The organism is Nocardioides cavernae (assembly GCF_016907475.1).
In the GTDB taxonomy this organism is placed as follows: Bacteria; Actinomycetota; Actinomycetes; order Propionibacteriales; family Nocardioidaceae; genus Nocardioides; species Nocardioides cavernae.
This window is the reverse complement of record NZ_JAFBCA010000001.1, coordinates 525,499-548,595: the sequence shown is the minus strand read 5'-3', so window position 1 is coordinate 548,595 and position 23,097 is coordinate 525,499. Positions and strand designations below refer to the sequence as shown.

The window sequence follows — 23,097 nt, the reverse complement described above, 5'->3', positions numbered from 1 at the left end:
AACGGTCGCCCCGGGTGGTCGTGGGAAGCCAGTTGCCACTGGACCACCCCGACTCGGGCACAATCAGCGGCATGAGCCGCGTCGTCCACCTGCACATCGGCGCCCCGAAGACCGGCACCACCTACATGCAGGACCGGTTGCGGCTCAACACCGCCGCGCTGGGCCGCCACGGGGTCACCGTCCCGGCGACACGCTCGGGACGCTCGGACATGTTCCACTTCCGGGCCGCGCTCGACCTGCTCGACCAGGACTGGGGCGGCCGGCCCGGGCACGCCAAGGGTGCCTGGGACGCGATGGTCCGGAGGGTCGACCGCGCGCAGGACAACGTGGTGATCAGCCACGAGATCCTCGCCGGCGCCCAGCCCGACAAGATCGCCAAGGCGCTCAACGACCTCGCCGGCAACGAGGTGCACATCGTCTACTCCGCGCGCGACCTCGGCCGCCAGCTGCCCGCGGCGTGGCAGGAGTCGATCAAGCAGGGCCGCAAGTGGCCCTTCCGTCGCTTCCTCGACCGCTACGAGTCCGGCACGTCGTTCTTCTTCCGGCGCGCGTTCGACCTGCCTGCCGTGCTGGGCGCCTGGGGCGCGAAGCTCCCGCCCGAGCGGATCCACGTGGTCACCGTGCCGCACGACCGGGGGCCCAACGGCGACGAGCTGTGGCTGCGCTTCTGCCGCGCGTTCCGGATCGACCCGGCGTGGGCGCCGCTCGACTCCGAGCGCGACAACCGGTCGCTGGGGATCGCCGAGACCTCGCTGCTGCGCAAGCTCAACCGGCGCCTCGAGCTGGGGGTGTGGCGCGACCCGGTGTACGACGCCCTGATCCGCGAGCTGCTCGCCCAGGAGGTGCTGGTCGCCCGCGACGCCGTACCCGTCCGGCTCCCGTCCCACCGGTTCGACTTCGCCGAGCAGGAGGGCGAGGTGTGGATCGACTGGATCAAGCGCAGCGGCGTCGACGTGGTCGGTGACGTCGACGACCTCCGCCCGCGCCGGCCCGCCGACGACGAGAAGTGGAAGGACCCGGACCGGGTGCGCGCCAAGCTCGAGCTCGGTGCCGCCCTCGACGCGTTGTGCGAGATGACGCAGGAGGCCGCCAGCCGGGCCTCGACCGACACGGTCGCCGGCCGGCTCCGCGGCACCGCGCGTCGGCTGCGGGACCGGTGACCGCCCCCCGACCGGCGGCATCGGTGCACGGCTGGGTCGCCCACCTCCGGGCGGGCGGTACGACGCCGTGGCTGGAGTGGACCGACCCCGCTGCCGGCAACGATCCGACCGGTCGCGCGCTGCCCGGGGCCCAGCAGCTCGAGCTCCTGCGCCGGATCAACCTGGCCCGCGAGTCGAGTGCGCGGCCCCGCGGCGACCACGACCGCGAGCGCACTCGACTCGCGGACCGGGTGCTCGCCGCGCCCGCCGCCGGTCGCGGCAAGGCCGACCTGCCGCTGGTCGGCGCCGCGGCCGCCGGTTTCGGGGCGCGGCCCGTCGACCCCGCCTCGGTCGACGCCCACGAGCTGCTCCGGGTGGCGAGCACGCTGCTCGCCGACGACCTCGTCGCGCTCGGACCCGACCCGGTCCGCCGGGGGATGCCGAGGCCGTGGCGGCGACGCTTCCGGCTCGTCGGCGACCCCGTCGTCGCCACCGCCGTCCGCGAGCACCTGCTCGGCCGCGGCCGTCCCGAGGGCGGCCCGCGGCCCTTCGTCGTGGCGGTCGGTGGCCCGCTCGACGACCTGCTCGCCCACACCTGGACGCAGCGCTGCTTCGAGCACGGCAGCAGGCCGTGGGGCGACTGGCTGCGCTTCTGGCGCGAGCGCGACCAGCTGCCGGCCCGCGTGGACCTCGACGACTCCGTACGCCGCTGGGGAGGGCGCCGGCCGTTCGTCCGGATCGTCACCGACCTCGACCGCCTGCCCGAGCACCTCGGCGTCCGCCGGCTCCCGTCGGTGCAGGTGCCCGGCGCCGACCAGGCCGAGCTGGCCCGACGGATCTCGGCCGTCGTCGGCATCCGGGTCCCCGTGGCCGAGCGGCCCGCGCTGATGCGGACGCTGCAGACCCGGATGCCCGACAGCGGCGTCCCGCCCGCCGTCGTACCCGCAGCCGAGCACGAGTGGGTCGCGTCGTCCGCGGCCCGCATGGCGCGGCGACTGACCCGCGCTGGCTACCCTGTCGTCGGCGACCTCGCCGACCTCGCGCCGCGCGCCGCGGCGGCCCGGCCCGGCCCGTCCCGGCCGGCCGGGCAGGCGGGGGTGGACGGCCAGCAGGTGCTCGACCTGGCGATCCGGATGATCGTCGACCCGGCCTGGCGCACGGGCCGGGAGAGGAGCACGGAGAGGAGGGTGGAGCGGTGAGCAGGCGAGTGCTGCTGCACGTGGGCTGCCCGAAGACGGGCACGTCCTACCTCCAGGACGTCCTCTTCCGCAACCAGCCGGTGCTGCGCGAGCACGACATCCTCTACCCCGCCGACCGGTTCGACGCCCATTTCCTCGCCGCGCTCGACCTGATGACGCTGCCGTGGGGCGGCATCGAGACCGAGGCCGTCGGCGCCTGGGACCGGCTCGCCGCCGAGGTCCGGGAGTGGCACGGCACCGCGATCGTGAGCCACGAGATCTTCGCGCGGGCCACGCCGACGCAGGTCGAGCGCGCGCTCGCCTCCCTCGGTGACGCCGAGGTGCACCTCGTGCTGTCGGTCCGCGACCTGGTGCGCCAGATCCCCGCGGAGTGGCAGGAGAACGTCAAGCACCGCAGCCACATCACGTACGCCAAGTTCCTCCGCACCATCCGCGACCCGGCCCGCGACTCCCGCATCGGCTCGTGGTTCTGGGCGGTGCAGGAGATCCCCGACATCCTCGAGCGGTGGGGCTCCTCGCTGCCGCCCGAGCGCGTGCACCTGGTGACGCTGCCCCCGCCGGGCGCGGACCGCGGCGAGCTGTGGCGCCGGTTCTCCGGGACCTTCGGCCTCGACGGGCTGCCCCTCGACCTGACCGCCGAGCGCGAGAACCCGTCCCTCGGCGTCCCGGAGACCTCGCTCCTGCGCACCATCAACGAGCGGGTGACCTCGATCATCGCGCCCCCCGACTACCGACCCCTGGTGCGCGAGACGCTGGCCCACCAGACGCTGTCACGCAGCGTGGCGTCGGCGCGGCTCGGCCTCGCGCCCGAGGACCACGCCTGGGCACGCGAGCTGTCGGAGCGCTGGATCGAGGTGCTCGCCGAGCGCGGGTACGACGTCGCCGGCTCGCTCGACGACCTGCTCGGCCCCGACGCCGGCACCTTCGCCGACCCGGACTCCGCGACGGCGGACGAGCTGCTGCCGCCCGCCCTCGACGCGATCAGCGCGCTGCTCGTGGAGGCCGCGCGGCTGCGGGCGGTGGAGGAGCGGCTCCACGGTGAGGTGCGCGAGGCCCGCGAGGAGCTCGACCGGGCGCGCGCGACCCCGGCCTACCGCGCCCGGCGCAAGGTGGTCACCACCCTCGAGAACAGCCCCGCCGGCAGGGGCTCGCTCGACGCCTACAGGCGGCTGCGCGGGCGCAAGGACTGACCCTCCGATGGAGCGGTCACCCGCCGACGTGACGCGTCGACGGCAGGGCTACCGCCGACGCGGCAGCATCTCGCGGTCGGCGTAGCGACCGACGCGCCAGGTCGCGTAGCCATCGGCACCCATGCCGACCACGCCGCCGACCACGGGGATCTTCCGGCCGAGAGTGGTCGCCAGCCGCTTGCCGGCGACCCGCGCGACGATGTCGGTCGCGACGACGGCCGAGATGACGCGGTCGATGGTCGGGTCGTGGACCGGGGCCGTGGCGATCGCCATGGGCGTGCTGGGCAGCTTGCGCTTCTTGACCAGCTCGTGGACCTGCTCCTCGCCCAGCAGGAGGGAGAGGATGGCGTTGCGGACCCGCGGGTCGGCGAGGTCGTGACCGCGGAGGTGGGCGATGCCGGCGACCATCCGGCACTGGATGATGGCGAGCCCGGTGACGTTGGCGGGGATGGTCACCGCCATGGTGATCATGCCGCCGACGTTGGTGGCGAAGCCCTGTGCGCCGGCGATCCGGACGTTGTTCTCGATCACCTCGTGGATCGCGCGCTCCACGTTGCCGCGCTGCTCGCGCAGCTGCTTGTCGGCCGCCTGCGCGGCCGGGGCGAGCGGGCCGACGCCGTCGATCGCACGGTTGAGCGCCTCGCGCACGAAGCCCCCGGTCAGGGTGGGTGCGATCTCGGTGATCCGGGGGGTGAGCTGCCGCTCGACGGTCTCCTTCAGGCCCATGCCACCGATCGTACGGCCGCCCGCGCGAGATCCCCCGCCCGTCGCTCCGAGCCGGCGCCGGACAGGAGACGTGGTCCCCGGACGGTTGGGTTGTTCGCTAGCGTGCGAAGGGTGCCCATCGCCCCCGCTCCGACGCCCTGGGCCTTCCCGGCGTGCTCGTCGTGGGACCCCGACGACGACCTCGTCGCGCTGGGCGCCGACCTGGAGCCGGGCACGCTGGTCACGGCCTATGGGCTGGGCCTCTTCCCGATGCCGGTGACCCTCGACGGCGAGGAGCACCTCGGCTGGTTCTCCCCCGTGGAGCGGGGCGTGCTGCCGCTCGACGGGCTGCGCGTGTCCCGGTCGCTGCGCCGCTCTTCGCGCGAGTACGAGATCCGCATCGACACCGTCTTCGACGAGGTCGTCGCCGCGTGCGGCAGCCCGGACCGGGCCGACGGCTGGATCACGCCGGAGTTCCGGCACGCCTACGGCCGCCTGCACCGCCTCGGGTGGGCCCACTCCGTCGAGGCCTGGCGCGACGACCGGCTCGCGGGCGGGCTCTACGGGGTCAGCGTCGGCGGGCTCTTCGCGGGGGAGTCGATGTTCCACCGCGAGCGGGACGCCTCGAAGGTCGCGCTGCTGGCGCTCGTCGACCTGCTGCACGACCGGTACGCCGACCGGAGGCTGCTGGACGTGCAGTGGCAGACCCCCCACCTCGAGTCGCTGGGCGTCGTACGACGTCCGCGCGCGGACTACCTCGAGTCGCTCAGGCGGAGCCTCGACGTTCCGCTGCCGGATCCCTTCCGGGTGGACGATCAGTGACTGGTCACGGGAGGGTAGGCGCGATCGCGACGTGATCCCGACGGGGGACGCGTCCCACCAGAGGGGGATCCCATGACCATCCGTGCTCGCCTGACCCTGACCAGCGCCGTGCTCCTGGTCGGCACCGTCACCTCGGCCTGCGGAGGAAGCGGCGGTGCCCCGAGCGACGCGAGCAAGGACGGCTTCTGCGAGGCGGCCAACAGCCTGATGTCCGACCTGATGCCCGAGGACCTGAGCACCGCCGAGCTGCCCAGCGACAAGGACATGGCCCAGGCGGTCAAGGACTGGGGGTCGCGGATGGAGGAGGTCGGCACGCCCGAGGACATCTCCGACGACGCTCGCAAGGGCTTCGAGTCGGTCGTCGACCAGGCCAAGGAGATCGACGCCTCGGACTTCTCGATGGACAACCTCCAGGACCTCGAGATGGGCGGCGCCGACGCCTCGGCGGAGGAGAAGAAGCAGGCCGAGGCCTTCGGCACCTACCTCACCGACACCTGCGGCAGCCCGATGGACGACATGGAGATGCCGGAGCTGCCGGAGATCCCCGAGTCGACCAACTGAGCCTCGTCGCGCCTCCTCGTCGCGGCGCCCGTCGGCGTCGTACGATGGCGGGCGGTGCTGCAGAGGGAGGACGCGCCATGGCGATCACGCGCGAGGGCAGGATCTGCTCCTTCTGTGGCGAACCCGGAGGACCGGGCACCGACCTGCGCCTGATCGGCGGCCTGGGCGCCCAGGTGTGCGAGCGGTGCGTGGACGACTTCCACGGCATCCTCCACGACGAGGCCACCTACGCCGAGGCCCGTGGTTCCTTCCCGTGGGAGCGGATGGACGACGCCGAGCTGCTGGCGACGCTGCCGCAGATCCTCGCCTCGGCCGAGCAGAACACCGCGTTCGCGCACGAGTGGGTCGACCTGCTCCGCAGCCGCAACATCTCGTGGGCCGAGATCGGCCGCGCGCTCGGCGTCTCGCGCCAGGCGGCGTGGGAGCGATTTTCCCGCCGGTCGCCAGACAAGGGCGCCACTGCGTGAAACCAGAGGCATTGTCAGGGTAGACTTGACGGACGAGGCGCTGGCCGGGCTGTCACGGGGGTGAGCCCAGCCGGCGCCTCCGCCGTTGTCCGGGCTACTTCAGCAGCCTGGACATGCGCCGGTCGGCCAGCGGCTTCCCGCCCGTCTGGCAGGTCGCGCAGTACTGCAGGCTGGAGTCGGCGAACGACACCTCGCGCACCACGTCGCCGCACACCGGGCACTTCTGGCCGGTGCGCCCGTGGACGGCGAGGTTGCTCTTCTTCTCGCCCTTCAGCTCGCTGGCGGCGAGCCCGCTCGAGCGCTGGACCGCGTCGCCCAGCGTCGTGCGCACGGCGTCGTACAGCGTCTGCAGGTCGGCCTCGTCGAGGCTGTTGGCGGGCTTGAACGGCGACATCCGCGCGGCGTGGAGGATCTCGTCGGAGTACGCGTTGCCGATGCCGGCGACGATCGACTGCATCCGCAGCACGCCCTTGATCTGCTTGCGCCCCTCGCGCTCGAGGATCTGCTGGAGCACCTCGCGCGTGAAGTCGTCGGAGAGCGGGTCGGGGCCGAGCCGGGCGATGCCCTCGACCTCCTGCGGGTCGCGGACGACGTAGATCGCGAGGCCCTTGCGGGTGCCGGCCTCGGTGACGTCGAGGCCGGGTCGGGTCTCGAGGTCGGGGTCGTCGATGACGATACGGGCGGCGAGGGGGTTCTTGGAGCTGGGCTTGGCCGGCAGCGCCGGCACCTCGTCGCGCCACCTGATCCACCCGGCCCGGGCGAGGTGGATGACGAGGTGCACCCCGCTCGCGTCGATGTCGAGGAACTTCCCGTGGCGGGTGACATCGTCGACGAGTGTCCCGTGGAGGGCGTGCAGCGGCGGGTCGAAGGTCTTGAGCGCGCTGAACGCGGCCAGGTCGATGCGGCTGATCGCCCGACCCACCAGGCGACCGCGCAGGTCCTGGGCGAGGGCTTCGACCTCGGGCAGCTCGGGCACGGATCTGAGTCTAGGCAGGAACTTGTGGGGCGGGTCACAATGGGACATGGCCCGTCAGCAGCTTCCTCGCACCGGAGCGGTCTTCCTCGACCCCCGCGGTGAGGACCGGTCGCTGCGTGTGACGTGGCACCAGGAGCAGCAGCTGGTCGTGCTGTCGTTGTGGCGCGACAACGTCTGCGCCGGCACCTTCCGGCTCGGTGCCGACGAGGTGCCCGACCTCATCGCGCTGCTGCGGCGCGGGCTCGACGACGCGTACGACGCCGCCCGCGAGCGCGTCGAGCGGCTCGACCGTCCGAGCGAAGCCGGCTGACTCGCCGACTATCCGGCAATCTAGGGCGCGGCCTAGATTGCTGAATAGGGTTTGATCGTGGACCCGATCCGGAACCCCTATGCCCCCGGCGCCGGGCAGCGCCCGCCCGAGCTCGCCGGCCGCGACGAGCAGCTCGCGGCCTTCGGCGTCGTCCTGGAGCGGGTCGCCAACGGCCGTCCCGAGCGCAGCCTCGTGCTCACCGGGCTGCGCGGCGTCGGCAAGACCGTCCTGCTCAACGCGCTGCGGGGCGCAGCCGTGCGCAAGGGCTGGGGCACCGGCAAGCTCGAGGCCCGACCCGGCCAGGGACTCCGTCGTCCGCTGAGCAGCGCGCTGCACCAGGCGGTGCGCGAGCTCGGGCACCGCGACGAGGACTCGGTCGACCACGTCCTCGGCGTCATCAAGTCGTTCGCGCACCGCGACTCCGGCGCAGGGGCCAAGCTCAAGGACCAGTGGAGCCCCGGCATCGACGCCGCCGCCGTCCGCGGTCGCGCCGACTCCGGCGACATCGAGATCGACCTCGTCGAGCTCTTCACCGACCTCGGCGGACTCGCCGCCGACGTCGGCAAGGGCATCGGCATCTTCATCGACGAGATGCAGGACCTCGGTCCGGACGACGTGTCCGCGCTGTGCGCCGCCTGCCACGAGCTCAGCCAGTCGGGCCTGCCCGTCATCGTCGTCGGTGCCGGCCTCCCGCACCTGCCCGCCGTGCTGAGCGCGAGCAAGTCCTACAGCGAGCGGCTCTTCCGCTACCAGCGCATCGACCGGCTCTCCCGCGAGGCCGCCGACCGCGCGCTGGAGGCGCCCGCCGCGGACGAGGACGCGGCCTACGACCCGGACGCGCTCGCCGCGATGTACGACGCCACCGGCGGCTACCCCTACTTCATCCAGGCCTACGGCAAGGCCGTGTGGGACCTCGCGCCACGCTCGCCGATCACCGCCGCCGACGTCGCCGTCGCCGCGCCCGAGGCCGAGTCCGAGCTCGCCGTCGGCTTCTTCGGCTCACGCTACGAGCGTGCGACGCCGGGGGAGCGGGACTACCTGATGGCGATGGCCGACGTCGCGCTGACCCAGGCCGGTGCCGGCGGCGACGAGGACTCCGTCCCCAGCTCCGACGTCGCCGCGTCCCTCGGCAAGAAGCCCCAGTCGCTCTCCCCGGCCCGCGACTCGCTGCTCAAGAAGGGTCTCGTCTACTCCGGTGAGCGGGGCCGGATCGCCTTCACCGTCCCGCACTTCGGGCGCTACCTCCGCGAGCGCGGCTGAGCGATCACACGCCCGGGGGAGTCCGGAAGGACGGCGGCAGCTCCTCGAGGAGGCGGAGCCAGAGCTCCGAGGCGGTGGGGTACGACGGCACGGCGTGGCGCAGCACGTGCACCGGCACGCCGCCCGTGATCGCCACGGTCGCCGCGTGGAGCATCTCGCCGGCCCCGGTGCCGACGAAGGTGGCACCGAGCAGCAGGCGGGTGTGGGCGTCGACGACCAGCTGGGACTCGCCGGCGACGTGGTCGCGCAGCAGGCTGGTGCCGGCGGCCGAGGCGGTCGGGACCCGGGTCACCACCACCTCGTGACCCTCGTCGCGGGCCTGGGCCTCGGTGAGCCCGACGCTGGCGACCTCGGGCTCGGCGAAGACGACCTGGGGCACCGGCGCCTCGCGGTCGGGCTCCCACGCGACCTCGCCCGCGGCGCGGGCCGCGATCCGGGCCCCGACCACCCGGGCCTGGTGCTTGCCCCAGTGGGTGAGGGGCGGGCCGCCGGTGGCGTCGCCGACGGCGTACAGCCACTCAGGCAGCCGGCCGCCGGTGACGTGGTCGGCCGTCAGGTCCACCGACGACAGGCCGAGGTCGTCGAGCCGCGGGCTCCGGCCGATGGCGAGCAGCACCTCGTCGGCCTCCAGCTCGCCGTGGGTGGTGGTCAGCGTGACGGGCCCGCCGTGGACGCGCCCGGTGCCGGTGGCCTCGGGGTCCGAACGGCGCACGGCCTCGACGGAGGTGCCGAGCAGCACGGTCACGCCGCGCTCGCGCAGCCCGGCGAGCACGGCCTCGCCGGCGAAGGGCTCGGTGCGGCTCAGCAGCCGGTGGCCGCGGACGACCAGGGTCACCGACGACCCGAGCGCGGCCATCCAGGTCGCCGCCTCGCACGCCACCACGCCTCCGCCGACGACGACCAGGCGTTCGGGCACGTCCACCACGCCGGTGGCGTCGCGCGAGTCCCACGGCAGCGCGTCGGCGTACACCTCGGGGACGTGCGCCGCGCTGCCGGTGGCGATCACCACGGCCCGCCGCGCCCGGACGACGACGTCGCCGTCGGCCGACGAGACCCGCACCGTCCGCTCGCCGGCGATCCGGGCGTCGCCGCGCAGGACCGCGAGGCCCGCACCCTTCGCCCAGTCGGCCTGGCCGGAGTCGTCGTAGTTCGAGACCCACGTGTCCCGGCGCTCGAGCAGCGCCTTGGGGGCGACGTGTGCCGTCGAGACACCCGGCAGGTCGGCCGTCACGTCGGCCACCGCGATCGGGCGCAGCAGCGCCTTGCTGGGGATGCAGGCCCAGTAGCTGCACTCGCCGCCGAGCAGCTCACGCTCGATCAGGACCGCCGTCATGCCGGTGCCCTCCACGGCGTACTGCGCCGCGTTCTCCCCGGCGGGGCCGGCACCGATGACCACGACGTCGTACTCGACTGTCTCCATGCCGGGACCCTACGGGTGCCGACGCCGACGCGGGCTCCGCTTGCCTGTTCAACTAAACTCTGGCGCGAGGGGAGTACCCCACCAACCTCCGTCGGTCACTACGGCGCCTCAGCAGGCGCCCCGGCGGGGACCGGCACCCAGCACGCGGAGCCGGCGGGAGAGACCTCAGGAACTGACACCTGAGGAGATCCATGTCGTCCATCGCGTCCCCCACCCTGTGGTTCATCACCATCGGAGTGGTGCTCGCCCTGCTCGTCGTCGACTTCATCGCCACCCGCCGTCCGCACGAGGTCTCGATGAAGGAGGCCGTCGGCTGGTCGGCGTTCTACGTCGCGCTGCCGCTGGCCTTCGGCCTCTACGTCTGGAACGTCCACGGCGGCGACCGTGGGCTGGAGTACTACACCGGCTACCTCGTCGAGAAGACGTTGAGCGTCGACAACCTGTTCGTCTTCATGCTGCTCCTCGCCGCCTTCGCGGTGCCCGAGGTGCTCAAGCAGCGCGTCCTGCTGTACGGCATCATCGGCGCGCTCCTGCTGCGCGGCATCTTCATCGCCCTCGGCGCCGCCGCCCTGTCCCGCTTCGACTGGGTGTTCCTGATCTTCGGCGCGATCCTGCTGCTCACCGGCGTCAAGCTGCTGCGTGACGCGATCCGCGGCCAGGAGCACGACGTCGACGTGGCCGAGATGCGCATCGTGAAGCTGCTGCGCCGCTTCATGCCGGTCAGCGACGAGTACGACGGCGCGAAGCTCACCGTGGTCCGGAAGGGCGTGCGGATGCTGACGCCCTTCGCGCTGGTGACCGCCGCCGTGTTCGCCACCGACATCGTCTTCGCCGTCGACTCGGTGCCGGCGGTCTACGGCATCACCGGCGACCCCTACCTCGTCTTCGTCACCAACGCGTTCGCCCTGCTCGGCCTCCGTGCGCTCTACTTCGTGCTCGAGGGCGCGCTGAGCGCGCTGGTGCACCTGAGCTACGGCCTGGCCGCGATCCTGGGCTTCATCGGGTTCAAGCTGGTGCTGCACTGGGCGCACCTGGTGTGGCCGTCGATCCCCGACGTGCCGACCCTCGCCTCGCTGTTCGTGATCGTCGGCATCCTGGCCGTCACGATCACCACGAGCCTGGTCGCCAGCCGCCGGCAGAAGGCGCGCGAGCTGGCGACCGTGGGCTGACCTCGTCGCGACAGCCAGCAGGTCGCCGCGCTCCCGGCAGGTCGTCGCGAGCCTCGCCCGCTTGGCCGGGGTACCAGACCGCTACTCGACGGCGAGCATGGTCGCGCCGAGGCCGATCATCATCGTGCCGCCGGTGGCGCTGAGGGTGTCGAGCCGGGTGGGACGGCGCGCGAACCAGGTGCGTGCCGTCCCCGCGGCGATCGCCCACGTGCTGTCGGACACGGCGGCCATGACGCCGAAGACGAGGCCGAGCAGCATCGTCTGCAGCGCCACCGGGCCGCTCGGGTCGGTGAACTGCGGGAGGAAGGCCACGAAGAACACGATGGTCTTCGGGTTGGTCGCCCCCACGGTGAAGCCGATCCGCACGGGGTGCCCGCGCCGGGCCGGCGCCTGGGTGGCCATCGCGAGCCGCGCGTCGCTGCGGTGCCGGATGGCCTGCACGCCGAGCCACACGACGTACGCCGCGCCGAGGACCTTCACCGCGGTGTACGCCGTCGCGCTCGCGGCCACGACGGCGCCGAGCCCGACCGCGACGAGGACGACCTGGGCCACCACCCCGAGGGCGTTGCCGACGACCGAGAGCAGCGCCTCGCGCCGGCCGACGGTCAGCGCGCGGCCGATGGTGAAGAGCAGGCTCGGGCCCGGCACCTGGATGAAGAGGATCGAGGCGACGAGGAAGGCGGCCCACTGGCTCGACGACGGCATGGCCACAGTGTGGGGCCGCGGCGGTGCGAGGGGAAAGTGCTTTGCCGTGGCCGCTGAGTCTCTGGGAGACTCACGGCACAGGGCGACGTCCGCCGCCCAGCCCGACGCGCCGGCCCCAGTCCGCGCACACGGCGAAGGGGAGCAGATCCTCGGGCATCCATGAGTCAGGTTCGTCGACGCCCGCTGCAGCGGCGTACTGGGGGCGCAGCGCAGTCGAAGGTGATCGACCCATGACCAGGAACAGTGACTTCAAGCAGGTCGTCCGCGCCCGCATGGCCGCGACCGGCGAGGGCTACACCGCCGCGCGTGCGGCGCTCGAGCAGGAGGCGTACGACGCCGCGCGCGCCGAGCAGGAGCGACTCGTCGGGCGGCTCTTCACCGGCGGGCGCATCGAGCGGGTGCCGGCGAAGCGCAAGGTGCGCACGGCGGTGCTGCTCGAGGTGCTCAGCCGCTTCGAGCCCGGCCGGGACTACTCCGAGCCCGAGGTCAACGAGGTGCTGCTCGGGGTGCACGAGGACTTCGCCTACCTGCGCCGCGAGCTGGTGAACTACCGCTACCTCCAGCGGGCGGACGGTCGCTACCGGACCGTCGCTCAGGCACCGGCGCGATCGGCGATCGAGCGCCAGGAGATCCCGGCGTGGGAGGCGCACTGGCTCCCCGGCTTCCTCGCGGGGGACTTCCGCCGCGACCGGTGACGCGGCAGGCTGGGCCCATGACGGCAGGCATCGATCCCGAAGCAGGCCCCTCCGGCACCGGGTGCAAGGAGTGCGACAACGCGGGTGGCTGGTGGGTGCACCTGCGCCGGTGCGCCCAGTGCGGGCACATCGGGTGCTGCGACTCCAGCCCCGCCCAGCACGCGACCGCGCACTACGAGGCGACCGGCCACCCGGTGGTGCAGAGCTTCGAGCCGGGTGAGGACTGGTTCTGGGACTACAGCCGCTCCGTGGGCGTGCCCGGCCCCCGGCTGGCCGATCCGCAGAGCCGGCCCGACGAGCAGACCGTCCCCGGCCCGGTCGACCGGGTGCCGGACGACTGGCGCGACCACGTCCACTAGGTTTTCCGTCCCCTGAGGTGCCGTGTCGCGCGTCCCGCGCGTGTCAGCATGAGCCCATGCGACGTACGCCGCGCGCCCGCCGCGACCGGACGGCCGTGGACCGGCCGCAGGTCGTGGCCCACCGGGGCAGCAGCCACGAGACGGCCGAGCACACGCTCGCTGCCTACGTGAAGGCGCTCGACGAGGGCGCCGAGGCCCTGGAGTGCGACGTCCGGCTGACCGCCGATGGACACCTCGTGTGCATGCACGACCGCAACCTGCGGCGTACGACGGCCACGCCCGGGATCGTGTCGACGATGAACCTCGCGGAGCTCGACGAGCTCGACTTCGCCTCGTGGAAGAACCCGTGGGCCGAGCTCGACGACGACGCCCCCGCCCGCGACCCGGACGCCGGCAAGGTGCTCACGCTGCGCAAGCTGCTCGAGATGGTGGCCGACTACGACCGCCACGTCGAGCTCGCCGTGGAGACCAAGCACCCCACCCGCTACGGCGGACTGGTCGAGCGGCGCCTGGTCGAGGTGCTCGGCGACTTCGGGTGGGACCGGGCCGGGTCACCGGCGCGGGTGATGAGCTTCTCCCTCAGCGCCATGAACCGGGTGCGCCGGCTCGCGCCCGAGCTCGACGTCGTGATGCTGGTCGAGAAGGCGCACCACTGGCCCGTGCTGCGCCCGGTCATCGGCGATGACTGGATCATCGGCCCCGGGGTCAAGGAGCTGCGCGAGCATCCCGGGCTCGGTCGGCACCTGGTCAAGGCCGGGCGCGAGATCCACGTGTGGACGGTCAACACCGCCGACGACCTCGACCTCTGCCTCGACCTCGGCGTCACCGCGGTCATCAGCGACCGGCCGGGCTACATGCTGGAGCTGCTGGGGAGCTGACCCGCTGTTGGCCGCCCTCCTCGGCCCGAGGGGCGGACAACTAGGGTTCGGCCATGGCCAAGAAGTCCCGCAACCGCACCCAGTCCGCACCCGCCGCCGGCGAGGTCGGCCCCCGCCAGCCCTGTCCGTGCGGCTCGGGCAAGCGCTACAAGGCCTGCCACGGTGCGGCCGGCGGCGCAGCACCCACCTTCGTCGCCCGTCCCTTCGAGGGCATGCCGAGCGAGTGCGACGTCATCGCGCTGCGTGAGCTGGTCCCGGCTGCCACGGCCCCGCTCACGCTGAAGGAGGGCGACCGGACCGTCCGCCTCACCACCCTGCTTCCCGGCGCCGCGCCGGCGATGGTGCGCGAGTCGGGTGACATCTGGCTCGGCCTGCAGGTCCAGCACTCCTACGGCAACCCGGCCCGCGACCTGGGCGCCGTCCTCGAGGCCGCGCTGGCCACCGAGGAGCCCGGCATCGTCGGCCTGATGACCGCGCCCGGCGACGGCCCCAGCATCCAGGACCTGATCAGCGACTCCAGCCTCGACATCACCGTGCACGACGGCTTCGAGTACTGGATCGACGACATCCCCGAGCGCGACGCGACCATGGAGGCGGCGCTCGAGCAGGCCAACGGCGGCGTGATGCCCACCAGCCGGCTGACGTCGGTCGAGGCGGCGTACTGGACCAACGTCGGCACCAAGGAGCACCTGCGCTGGGTCATGCCCCACCCCGAGGACGAGCTGCTCGACGCGCTCGCCCGCCTGCACGCGGCCGGCAAGGATTCCGTGGCCGAGGACTCCCGGTTCGTCGGCATGTTCCGCGCGCACGGTCTCCTCGCGCCGGTCTGGGACCTCCCGGTCGGCACGGGCGCCGAGGTGCTGGAGGAGCCCGCCGCGAGGTTCGCCGCGGACCTGGACGAGGCCCTGAAGGGCGGGGAGCTGAGCGCAGCCGAGCGGTCGGCGCGTGCAGGACTCGCCAACCGTCAGGTCACGATCCGGTAAGTCCCGGTCCACCATCTGACCACGGCTCGAACACAACGGATTCAACGGTTGTGCCCGCCCTTCTGGGCGGAGTAGATTCGTCTCTGCCCGGTCGTTGTTGTTTCCCCCGTCAACAACGACCGGGCTTTCACGTCTTCATGTGCCCGTCACCCGTGGCCTCACGCGCCAGGCCTCGAGGTGGGTGAATCCCTTGGCCGAGATGCGGCGGGCGCGCCGGAACCGCCACGGTGCCTCGCCGTCGTCCTCGCTGCCATCCTCGCCGTCCTTGCTGTCCAGCGCTTCGTGGACGCCCGCGTCGACCAGCACGCTGCCGGGTCGGGCGGCCGAGGTCAGGCGGGAGGCGGCGTTGACCGTCGAGCCGAACACGTCGCCGAGGCGTCGTACGACGGCCCCGTGGGCGATGCCGGCCCGCACCGCCGGGAAGGGGTCGTCCTCGTCGGCTCCCCGGGCGGCCAGCCCGAGCGCGACCGCCACGGCGGCGGCCGGGTCGGCGACGGTGAACAGGACCTCGTCGCCGATCGTCTTGATGACCTGCCCGCCGTGGTCGACGACGAGCGCGGTGGTCTCCTGCTCGAAGCCGTCGACCCACTGCACGAGCGCGGCGCCGTCGAGGCTGCGGCTCTGGGTGGTGTAGCCGACGATGTCGACGAAGCAGACCGACAGCTGCGACTCGGAGGCGGTGAGGGTGCTGGCGTCGTCGAGCAGGTGCTCCGCCGCGCTGGCGAGGTGCCGGCGCCAGACATAGCTCTGCAGCGCCTCGACGCGCGGGAGCACGTCGCCGGCGAGACCGGTGAGGCCGGCCAGCCCGGCTGCCGGGTCGGCCGGGTCGCCGCCGTCGGCGGCCAGCCCCGCGAGCAGGCTGGTCTGCCACTCCGCGAGCCGGGCGTAGCTGCGACCCCAGGTGCGGACGAGCGCGGCCTGCGACTCCGGCGGCAGGATCCCGATCTGGACCAGCTCGGCCGACAGGCGCAGCGCCTCCACGTCGCCCTCGACGAACGCGACGTCGTCGTCGGCACGGTGCGGGAAGCCGAGCTGGTGCCAGAGCGTGACCGCGAGGTCGAGCGGCACGCCGGCGCGCTCGGCGACCTCGACGCGGGTCAGGCTCGGCTCCTCGCCCAGCAGGAATGCGCCGAGCGCTCGAACGGTGTCGGGCCCGGCGTCCGGTTCGGCGTGGCCCACCCGGGTCAGCCTCCCTCGAGGCGCCCCGCCACGGCGGCGCGGAGCGCGGTGCCGAAGGACGGGACCTGCTCGACGAGGTCCTCGATCGTGTCACGGGTGAAGTGGACGACCTTGAGCGGTGTCAGCGCGACGACGGTGGCCGAGCGGAGCGTGCGGTTGACGATCGCGCCCTCGCCCACGACGGACCCGGGGCCGAGGGTGGCGATCTCGACGCCGCCCTTGCGGACCGACACCTCGCCCTCGGTGATGAGGTACGCCTTGTCGGCGGGGGTCTTCTCGGCGATGGGCGACCAGCCCTGCGGGAGCGTCAGCGCGCGACCCGCCGCGAGCACCCGCCGGACGTCGGCGGGGTCGAGGGCGTCCAGGATCGATTCGGTCATGCCCCCTCAACGACCCAGGGGCGGGAACGTGATGCCTCTGCCGAGGATTCGGTCAACGGGTGTGCACCGAGCGGGGCACCCCGGCCCGGGTCAGTCCTCGTGCAGCGGCTCGCGCGAGATCGGGCAGCTCATGCAGCGCGGGCCGCCACGACCCGACCCCAGCTCGGAGCCGGCGATCCGGACGACCTCGATTCCGGCGTCCTCGAGCCGGTCGTTGGTCTCGTCGTTGCGCTCGTAGGCGACCGCCACCCGCGGCGCGAGGGCCAGGGTGTTGTTGCCGTCGTCCCACTGCTCGCGCTCGGCGGTGACCGGGTCGAGGCCGGTGTCGATCTGGTGGAGCGTGTCGATCTGCATCGCCTTGGCCGCGGCGACGAGGAAGGGCTCGGAGTCGCTGACGCTCAGGGTGAGGTCGGACTCGCCCGAGCCCGGGTCGTCGAGCGTCACCGTCACCGCGCGGAGGTTGTCGGCGACGTTGGGGTACATCACGACCTTGTCGACGTCGACCATCGTGCAGACGGTGTCGAGGTGCATCGTCGCCCGCTCCTGGGCGATCGGCACCGCGAGCACGGTGTGGGCGAGGTCGGCGTGGAAGACCTGGCGGGCGAGCCGCTCGACGCCGGCGGGCGTCGTACGCTCCCCGACGCCGACGGCGATCACTCCCGGCGCCAGGAGCAGGACGTCGCCGCCCTCCACGTGCTCGTTGTGCCAGCCGTGGATCTTGCGGGTGCCGGCGAAGCGCGGGTGCTCGGTGTAGATCAGCTCCGTCAGCTGGGTTTCGCGCTTGCGCGCCGGCATCGCGAGGCTGGTGACGGCCACGCGGTCGCGCACCCACACGCTGGAGTCGCGGGTGAAGAGCAGGTTGGGCAGCGGGTCGATGAGGAAGTCGTGCGGGTCGAGCAGGCTGGTGACCAGCCCGTGCCCGCCCTTGACCTCGTCGTTGCGGATGCCCGCGGTCAGCACGTCGGTCAGCTCGGCCGGCGAGAGGTCGCGCAGTGCCTGCGCGAGGTAGCGCCGCATGGTGTCACCGAGGTGCAGCCCCGACAGCGCGCTCGTGATCGCGTGGTTGCGGGCCATCTCGCTCTCGAGCGTCTCGGTGAGCAGCTCGGTCAGGTAGAGCACCTCCACGCCACGGTTGCGCAGCGTGTCCGCGAACGCGTCGTGCTCCTCCTGCGCCCGGCTGACCCACGGGATGCCGTCGAAGAGCAGGCGGTCGTTGTTGCGGGGCGTGAGCCGCTTCAGCTCGTTGCCGGGGCGGTGGAGCATGACGGTGGCCAGGCGGCCGACCTCGCTGTCGGCTCCGTGAGGGGTGGTGACCATAGGCGGGACTCTAGCGCTCGCTCCGGGCGCCACACGTGTCCGCGAAGTTGCCCCAGAATCGACGACGGTGGGGCAACTTCTCGGACATGTGTGGAGGTGTACGCCGTCACGCGGCGTCGGCGTGGCCGGGGAAGTGGGGCCGCCAGTCGTCACTCAGCAGCGCTGGGACACCGGGCATGCCGCGCGCCAGAAGCACACGGTGCACCCGACGCAACGTGCGCAGCGGGTCCTTGTAGATGCCCGACCCGGTCACCACCAAGAGCCGCCAGTCGTCGTCGTCCATGTCCGCGCGCCGCTCGAGGTCGTCCTCCCACCGTGCGACGACCTCCACGTGCAGGCGGCCGTCGTACTCGACCGCCACCCGCACGAGCGGGTAGCAGAGGTCGTACCGGCGAACCACCTCACCCAGCTCGTCGCGGATCAGGAGGTTGACCTCGGGCTCCGGCAGTCCGGCCAGCACGAGCAGCAGGCGCAGACGCGTCTCCATGGGGGAGTCGACGCTGCGGCGTACGAGCCGCGCGGCCGCCAGCGCCTTGCGCGAGTCGCGGTGGCGGCTGGAGCGGCAGGCATCGACGAGTTGCTCGGGCGTCAGGCCACGCCAGCGCACCAACCAGTCACCGACCACGACGAGGTCGACGAGTCCCAGCTGTCCGCCGAGCTCGATGAACATGGGCACGTCGCCGGACACGCGGATCCCGCGCTCGACGACGACTCCGCTGGGGTCTCCGACATGGGCGCGGATGCCGGCGTGGTGCCGACGGAGCTTCTGGTGGGCGACGCTCACGTGCTCGTCGGCGATCGTTGGGATCGGCACGCCCTTCACGCGCGCGGCGGACACGTGGCTGGCCCACGCGTCGGCGCGCTGCAGCGCCATGGCGCCTCGTACGCGCTGGAGTGCGGTCGGCGGGGTCGCCGCCGAGACCAGGACGTTGCGGAAGAGCTGGCGGTAGCCAGGGCCTCGCATGATCTTCTGGGTGAGGCCGTGCTCGAGACCGTCGGCGCGGACGAACGGTTGCTGCGGGTCGAAAGCCATGGGTCCAGCGTCGGCGACCTGGCGCTTCGGCGTCGGTCGTCCTCCACAGCCCGCCCGGAGCGCGTACACGTGTCCGGGTTGTTGCCCTCCCGACGCGGCCCCGGGGGCAACATCTCGGACACGTGTGGCGTCGGGGGCTCGGTCAACCGCCGCACGTGCGGCGGGTCAGGACTGCCCGCGCCACTCCTCGCGGAGAAGGGCGTACTCGTAGGAGTCGGTCCACCGGCCCTTGGACCAGAAGTCGCTGAGCCGGTGCACCTCGCGGCGCATCCCGAGGCGCTCGCAGAGGGCGGCGGAGCGGTCGTTGCGGGCGTCGAGGTTGGCCACGATGCGGCGCAGCCCGTAGTGCTCGAAGCCGAGGCGGAGCACGGCCCGCGCGGCCTCGGTGGCGTAGCCGCGACCGGCGTGCTGGGGGAGGATCGTCCACCCGATCTCGCCCTCGCTGAGGCCGGTGCCCTGGAGGATGAGGACCGAGTCGCCGACGACCTCGCCGCCGTGCTCGACCACCAGCCCGACGAAGTGCCCGTCGCCCGGCTGGGTGCGCCGGCGCACCATCTCCGCGACCTCGGCTTCGTTCATGGTGCCGCTGAGCAGCATGCTGGTGTAAGCCTCGTCGGCCCAGGCCTCGGTGAGAGCGGCCTCGTCGCCGGCCCGGAACGGGCGCAGCAGCAGCCGTTCGGTGCGCAAGGGCCAGCCGGGTGCGACGGGCGTGAGGAACTCCGCGCGCGGTCCGTCGACCCAGGTCTCGCGCACCGTCGGCCCGCCGAAGCGCAGCCGGTCGTACGTCGTCATCGGCAGCAGGAGGGAGTCGAGGCCCGGCACGGCCAGCACGCCGTCGACGGCCTGGCCGAGCAGGCCGCGCCCGATCGGGTCGTGCGGGTCGCGGCACAGGACCTCGACCGCGGCCGACGCCTCGGCGACGCGCGTGGTCTTCATCCGGATCCGGATCGGCGAGACCTCCTTGAGGCAGACGTACCGCCCCGAGAGGTAGTGGCCCCACTCGTCCTCGGCGGTGGCCGGGTCGTCCGGCCAGAAGGCGGCGAACCAGTCGTGCAGCCGGTCGACCCCACCGGCGACCTCGGCGAGCTCGCCGTACGCGGCGGGCACCATCGGCGTGCCGTCGGAGAGGACGTACGACGGCAGCGGGAGGCGACCGGCCAGCATCTGCTCCATCGCCGCGGGCGTGGCCTCGACGAAGTGCTCCCGGACGTAGGCGTCGTCCTCGTCGGTCATCGGGTGGTCGCCGTTGACGGCGACGAAACGGTCCCGGACAGCCGCGACCAGAGGGCCGCTCAGCGCGTCATCTCCCACACCGTCAAGGCTGCCATGAACACGCACACGGCCGCACCCACGTAGTGCAGGACCGAGAGCCTGACCCGCTGGAGCAGCAGCCGGCCGACGATGACCGCCAGGCCGGAGACGGCCAGCAGCGCGCCCCAGGCGCCGAGGAACACGGACACCGGGTCGTCGTACTTGGCGACGAGGGAGATGGTCAGCAGCTGCGACAGGTCGCCCCACTCGGCGGCGAAGAGGACGAGGAAGGAGGTCACGACGACCTTGAAGCCGTGGGCGGCGGAGTCGGCCTTGGCGGCGAACTCGTCCTCCTGGGCGCCCTCGTCGGCGTCGGCGGTGCGCGCGGCGCGGAAGAGGATGATCGCGCCGATCACGAACATCAGCGCGGCGACCGTGTGGATCAGCTGCTCGGGCAGGAACGAGGCGGCCTTGCCGATGCCGACCGCGACGGCCGTCTGGGCCAGGAAGGCCAGCCCGACGCCGATCCAGACGAAGAGCGGCCGCATCTTGGTCGACATCACCAGGGTGGCGATGAAGGTCTTGTCGGGGAGCTCGACGACGAAGATGGCGCCGAAGGCGAGGGCCACGACGAGGGGATCGATCACCGGGTGAGTGTCGCAGTCACCAAAGGCAGCCGCTCAGTCGGCCCGGAAGGGGTCGGCGGGGTAGACGCCGAGGACCTTCACCTCGGTGGTGAAGAACGCCAGCTCCTCCAGCGCGTTGCGCACGGCGGGGTCGTCGGGGTGGCCGTCGACCTCGGCGAGGAACTGGGTGGCGGTGAAGTGCCCGCCGACCATGTAGCTCTCCAGCTTGGTCATGTTGACGCCGTTGGTCGCGAAGCCGCCGAGCGCCTTGTAGAGCGCGGCGGGGAGGTTGCGCACGTTGAAGATGAACGTCGTCACGACGGGGCCGTTGCCCGCGGGAGCCTGCTCGAAGTCGCGGGACAGCACCACGAAGCGGGTGGTGTTGTGGTCCTCGTCCTCGATCTCCTCGCGCAGCACCTGCAGGCCGTAGATCTCGGCGGCCAGCGGCGGGGCGATCGCCGCCTGCGTCGGGTCGCCGGACTCCGCGACCTCGCGGGCGGCCCCCGCGGTGTCGCCCGCCACGACGGGCGTCAGGCCGAGCTCGCGGATCACGCCGCGGCACTGGCCGAGGGCGTGGACGTGGCTGTGCACGGTGCGCAGCGACTCGATGCTCGCCTCCGGCAGCGCCATCAGGGAGAACTGGATGCGCAGGAACCGCTCGCCCACGATGTGCAGGTCGGACGTCGGCAGGAAGTGGTGGATGTCGGCCACCCGCCCGGCGATCGAGTTGTCGATCGGGATCATCGCCAGGTCGGCCTCGCCGCTCTCGACGGCCGCGAAGGCATCCTCGAACGACGCGCACGGCAGCGGCTCCCAGTCTGGGTAGGCCTGCTGGCACACCAGGTGGGAGTTGGCTCCGGGCTCTCCCTGGTAGGCGATGCGTCGGGTCACGTCGGCGAGTGTGTCACCTCCGGCCGTGTCCGACGGGCCGTGACCGCCCCCCGAACATAGGGTCAGCGCATGCTCGCTGTGGTCGCCATCGTCCTCGCTGCCGTCGCCTGCGCGCTCGCCGCGCTCGCCCTCCGTCGTACGACGACACGCACCGGCGGCGAGGGGGTCGACGCGCTCCCGGAGGACGTGCACGGCCTGCGGCAGGAGGTCGCGGCCCTCAAGGCGGAGAGCGCCGACTCGCTGCGGCACCTCTCGGTCGTGCGCTACGACGCGTTCGGCGACGTCGGGGGGCACCTCAGCTGGAGCCTGGCCGTGCTCGACGACGCGGGTCACGGGGTCGTCCTGACGTCGATCCACGGTCGGAGCGAGGCCCGCACCTACGCCAAGTCCATCTCCTCCTGGTCGTGCGAGCAGCAGCTCTCGCCCGAGGAGGACGAGGCCATCGAGCACGCCCGCCCCTGAGGGCGCGCCGCCCGATCCTCGCTGCCTCGGTGCCCGAGGAGGCTCAGACTGGGACCATGCTGCACCTACGGATGACGACCCCGTCCGACCTCACCAGTCGCGTCGTCGAGATGCTCGAGCAGTCCCCGGCGGTCAGCGGAGTGGCCCTCGTCCCGCACGCCTCGATCCAGCCCCCCGGCGACCTGGTCCTGGCCGATGTGGCCCGCGAGGGTGCCAACGAGCTGATCGACGGGCTGCGGGACCTCGGCGTGCAGCACACCGGGAGCGTGCACATCGAACCGGTGGGCACGTGGCTGTCCAGCTCGGGACTCGACGCCGAGCGCCGCACGCCGGGAAGCAGCGCCGACGCCGTGGTCTGGGCGGACGTCACCCAACGCGCCTACGAGGAGTCCGAGCTCAACTGGACCTATCTCTCGTTCATGACCCTCGCCACGTCGCTGGCCAGCATCGCCATCGTGCTCGACTCCCAGATCCTCGTCATCGGAGCGATGATCCTCGGGCCCGAGTTCATCGCCGTCGCCGCACTGGGCCTCGCGCTGGTGCGACGCAGGGGGTACCTCATGGCTCGAGCGACCCGGACGCTGGCTGTCGGGTTCCTGGTCGGGATCCTCCTCACCGCGCTGGCGGCGCTGGCCACACGTGCTCTCGGCTGGGTGGTGGAGGACGACGTCACCGGCCCGCGGCCCGGCACCGCCTTCATCTACACCCCCGACAAGTGGTCCTTCATCGTCGCCGTCATTGCCGGAGCAGCGGGTGTCCTGTCCCTCACCTCCGCCAAGGTCGGAGGCCTCTCGGGCGTCTTCGTCTCCGTCACCACCGTGCCCGCCGCCGGCAACATCGCACTCGGGCTCGCCTTCGGGGTCGCGCACGAGATATGGGGCAGCACCCTGCAGCTCGTGCTCAACCTGTCCGGCATGGCCGTCGCCGGCTGGGCGACCCTCGCCTTCCAGCAGACGGTCTGGGCGCGCGCGTCGGCGCGCCGCGCGCATCTCGCACGACGACTGCGCAAGTCGGCGCGCCCTCCCGTCGCCGAGTAGGCCCGGGCACGACAAGTGGGCATCAAGGACCGCTAAGACGGCGTCAAGACCGGCCACGGGAGCCCGGCGCAGGCTGAGGTTGG

The 23,097-nt window shown here is 72.7% G+C and carries 26 protein-coding genes; 15 read left to right on the top strand and 11 right to left on the bottom strand.

Annotated features, from left to right (window positions below):
* Positions 1-71: 71 nt before the first annotated feature.
* Genes JOD65_RS02630 through JOD65_RS02620 form a run of 3 tightly spaced genes read left to right on the top strand, consistent with a single transcriptional unit; the run spans position 72 to position 3,528 of the window.
* Entirely contained in the window at positions 72-1,160 is a 1,089-nt protein-coding gene (locus tag JOD65_RS02630) for a hypothetical protein (protein WP_191193880.1), read from the top strand.
* Positions 1,157-2,338: a hypothetical protein gene (locus tag JOD65_RS02625; RefSeq protein ID WP_191193881.1), complete on the top strand. Its 1,182-nt coding sequence runs from the start codon at positions 1,157-1,159 to the stop codon at positions 2,336-2,338. The genes JOD65_RS02630 and JOD65_RS02625 overlap by 4 nt, the downstream gene beginning before the upstream one ends.
* Positions 2,335-3,528, top strand: a complete 1,194-nt coding sequence (locus tag JOD65_RS02620; RefSeq protein WP_191193882.1) for a hypothetical protein — start codon at positions 2,335-2,337, stop codon at positions 3,526-3,528. The genes JOD65_RS02625 and JOD65_RS02620 overlap by 4 nt, the downstream gene beginning before the upstream one ends.
* 48 nt (positions 3,529-3,576) lie before the next feature.
* Here JOD65_RS02620 and JOD65_RS02615 read toward each other — a convergent pair whose 3' ends face one another.
* Complete coding sequence (locus tag JOD65_RS02615) at positions 3,577-4,254, bottom strand: EcsC family protein (RefSeq protein WP_191193883.1); 678 nt, start codon at positions 4,252-4,254, stop codon at positions 3,577-3,579.
* 111 nt (positions 4,255-4,365) lie between these two features.
* On the opposite strand from JOD65_RS02615, the gene aat reads away from it, so the two are divergent.
* From aat to JOD65_RS02600, 3 genes are all read left to right on the top strand, one after another.
* A complete protein-coding gene (gene aat / locus JOD65_RS02610) occupies positions 4,366-5,055 on the top strand; it encodes a leucyl/phenylalanyl-tRNA--protein transferase (protein WP_191193884.1) in 690 nt (229 codons plus the stop codon).
* Positions 5,056-5,127: 72 nt separating this feature from the next.
* The gene (locus JOD65_RS02605) at positions 5,128-5,616 is read left to right on the top strand and encodes a hypothetical protein (protein ID WP_191193885.1); all 489 of its coding nucleotides are present in this window, start codon (positions 5,128-5,130) and stop codon (positions 5,614-5,616) included.
* A 77-nt stretch (positions 5,617-5,693) separates the two neighbouring features.
* Positions 5,694-6,083 (top strand): ClpX C4-type zinc finger protein, encoded by a 390-nt coding sequence (locus JOD65_RS02600; protein ID WP_191193886.1) that lies wholly within the window; start codon positions 5,694-5,696, stop codon positions 6,081-6,083.
* A 94-nt stretch (positions 6,084-6,177) separates the two neighbouring features.
* On the opposite strand, the gene JOD65_RS02595 is transcribed toward JOD65_RS02600, so the two are convergent.
* Entirely contained in the window at positions 6,178-7,059 is an 882-nt protein-coding gene (locus JOD65_RS02595; RefSeq protein ID WP_191193887.1) for an Fpg/Nei family DNA glycosylase, read from the bottom strand.
* A gap of 46 nt (positions 7,060-7,105) precedes the next feature.
* Between JOD65_RS02595 and JOD65_RS02590 the strand changes: the two genes are divergently transcribed.
* Together JOD65_RS02590 and JOD65_RS02585 are read left to right on the top strand one after the other, a co-directional pair.
* Complete coding sequence (locus tag JOD65_RS02590; RefSeq protein WP_191193888.1) at positions 7,106-7,369, top strand: hypothetical protein; 264 nt, start codon at positions 7,106-7,108, stop codon at positions 7,367-7,369.
* A gap of 57 nt (positions 7,370-7,426) precedes the next feature.
* Entirely contained in the window at positions 7,427-8,629 is a 1,203-nt protein-coding gene (locus JOD65_RS02585) for an ATP-binding protein (protein ID WP_191193889.1), read from the top strand.
* Positions 8,630-8,633: 4 nt separating this feature from the next.
* On the opposite strand, the gene JOD65_RS02580 is transcribed toward JOD65_RS02585, so the two are convergent.
* Positions 8,634-10,049: a dihydrolipoyl dehydrogenase family protein gene (locus tag JOD65_RS02580; RefSeq protein ID WP_191193890.1), complete on the bottom strand. Its 1,416-nt coding sequence runs from the start codon at positions 10,047-10,049 to the stop codon at positions 8,634-8,636.
* A 191-nt stretch (positions 10,050-10,240) separates the two neighbouring features.
* Between JOD65_RS02580 and JOD65_RS02575 the strand changes: the two genes are divergently transcribed.
* The gene (locus JOD65_RS02575) at positions 10,241-11,218 is read left to right on the top strand and encodes a TerC family protein (RefSeq protein ID WP_191193891.1); all 978 of its coding nucleotides are present in this window, start codon (positions 10,241-10,243) and stop codon (positions 11,216-11,218) included.
* Between the two features lie 81 nt (positions 11,219-11,299).
* Here the strand turns inward: JOD65_RS02575 and JOD65_RS02570 are convergent, their stop codons facing one another.
* Positions 11,300-11,923 (bottom strand): LysE family translocator, encoded by a 624-nt coding sequence (locus JOD65_RS02570; RefSeq protein ID WP_191193892.1) that lies wholly within the window; start codon positions 11,921-11,923, stop codon positions 11,300-11,302.
* Between the two features lie 230 nt (positions 11,924-12,153).
* Between JOD65_RS02570 and JOD65_RS02565 the strand changes: the two genes are divergently transcribed.
* The 4 genes from JOD65_RS02565 to JOD65_RS02550 are packed head-to-tail and all read left to right on the top strand — an operon-like array spanning position 12,154 to position 14,838.
* Complete coding sequence (locus JOD65_RS02565; RefSeq protein WP_191193893.1) at positions 12,154-12,618, top strand: DUF2087 domain-containing protein; 465 nt, start codon at positions 12,154-12,156, stop codon at positions 12,616-12,618.
* A 17-nt stretch (positions 12,619-12,635) separates the two neighbouring features.
* A complete protein-coding gene (locus JOD65_RS02560) occupies positions 12,636-12,977 on the top strand; it encodes a UBP-type zinc finger domain-containing protein (RefSeq protein ID WP_191193894.1) in 342 nt (113 codons plus the stop codon).
* A gap of 56 nt (positions 12,978-13,033) precedes the next feature.
* On the top strand, positions 13,034-13,855 hold the full coding sequence (locus JOD65_RS02555; RefSeq protein ID WP_191193895.1) for a glycerophosphodiester phosphodiesterase family protein: 822 nt from the start codon (positions 13,034-13,036) through the stop codon (positions 13,853-13,855).
* A 53-nt stretch (positions 13,856-13,908) separates the two neighbouring features.
* Positions 13,909-14,838 (top strand): DUF5926 family protein, encoded by a 930-nt coding sequence (locus JOD65_RS02550; protein ID WP_191193896.1) that lies wholly within the window; start codon positions 13,909-13,911, stop codon positions 14,836-14,838.
* A 135-nt stretch (positions 14,839-14,973) separates the two neighbouring features.
* Here the strand turns inward: JOD65_RS02550 and JOD65_RS02545 are convergent, their stop codons facing one another.
* The 7 genes from JOD65_RS02545 to JOD65_RS02515 all read right to left on the bottom strand — a co-directional run bounded on the left by JOD65_RS02545 (position 14,974) and on the right by JOD65_RS02515 (position 21,515).
* Positions 14,974-16,017, bottom strand: a complete 1,044-nt coding sequence (locus tag JOD65_RS02545) for an adenylate/guanylate cyclase domain-containing protein (protein ID WP_191193897.1) — start codon at positions 16,015-16,017, stop codon at positions 14,974-14,976.
* A 5-nt stretch (positions 16,018-16,022) separates the two neighbouring features.
* Entirely contained in the window at positions 16,023-16,397 is a 375-nt protein-coding gene (locus JOD65_RS02540) for a cyclic nucleotide-binding domain-containing protein (RefSeq protein WP_191193898.1), read from the bottom strand.
* Between the two features lie 90 nt (positions 16,398-16,487).
* Positions 16,488-17,714: an arginine deiminase gene (locus tag JOD65_RS02535; protein ID WP_191193899.1), complete on the bottom strand. Its 1,227-nt coding sequence runs from the start codon at positions 17,712-17,714 to the stop codon at positions 16,488-16,490.
* A 106-nt stretch (positions 17,715-17,820) separates the two neighbouring features.
* A complete protein-coding gene (locus JOD65_RS02530; RefSeq protein WP_191193900.1) occupies positions 17,821-18,747 on the bottom strand; it encodes a putative endonuclease domain-containing protein in 927 nt (308 codons plus the stop codon).
* A gap of 165 nt (positions 18,748-18,912) precedes the next feature.
* Positions 18,913-20,058, bottom strand: a complete 1,146-nt coding sequence (locus JOD65_RS02525) for a GNAT family N-acetyltransferase (protein WP_204810913.1) — start codon at positions 20,056-20,058, stop codon at positions 18,913-18,915.
* Positions 20,040-20,645: a TMEM165/GDT1 family protein gene (locus tag JOD65_RS23895; RefSeq protein WP_307820886.1), complete on the bottom strand. Its 606-nt coding sequence runs from the start codon at positions 20,643-20,645 to the stop codon at positions 20,040-20,042. Before JOD65_RS23895 ends, JOD65_RS02525 begins: the two co-directional genes overlap by 19 nt.
* 33 nt (positions 20,646-20,678) lie before the next feature.
* On the bottom strand, positions 20,679-21,515 hold the full coding sequence (locus tag JOD65_RS02515; RefSeq protein WP_191193901.1) for a prephenate dehydratase: 837 nt from the start codon (positions 21,513-21,515) through the stop codon (positions 20,679-20,681).
* Between the two features lie 69 nt (positions 21,516-21,584).
* Between JOD65_RS02515 and JOD65_RS02510 the strand changes: the two genes are divergently transcribed.
* Positions 21,585-21,977 carry a DUF4446 family protein gene (locus tag JOD65_RS02510; protein ID WP_191193902.1) on the top strand — a complete coding sequence of 131 codons (393 nt, stop codon included), beginning with the start codon at positions 21,585-21,587 and terminating at the stop codon, positions 21,975-21,977.
* A gap of 56 nt (positions 21,978-22,033) precedes the next feature.
* Positions 22,034-23,014, top strand: coding sequence for a DUF389 domain-containing protein (locus tag JOD65_RS02505; protein ID WP_191193903.1), 981 nt, complete (start codon positions 22,034-22,036; stop codon positions 23,012-23,014).
* Positions 23,015-23,097: the final 83 nt, after the last annotated feature.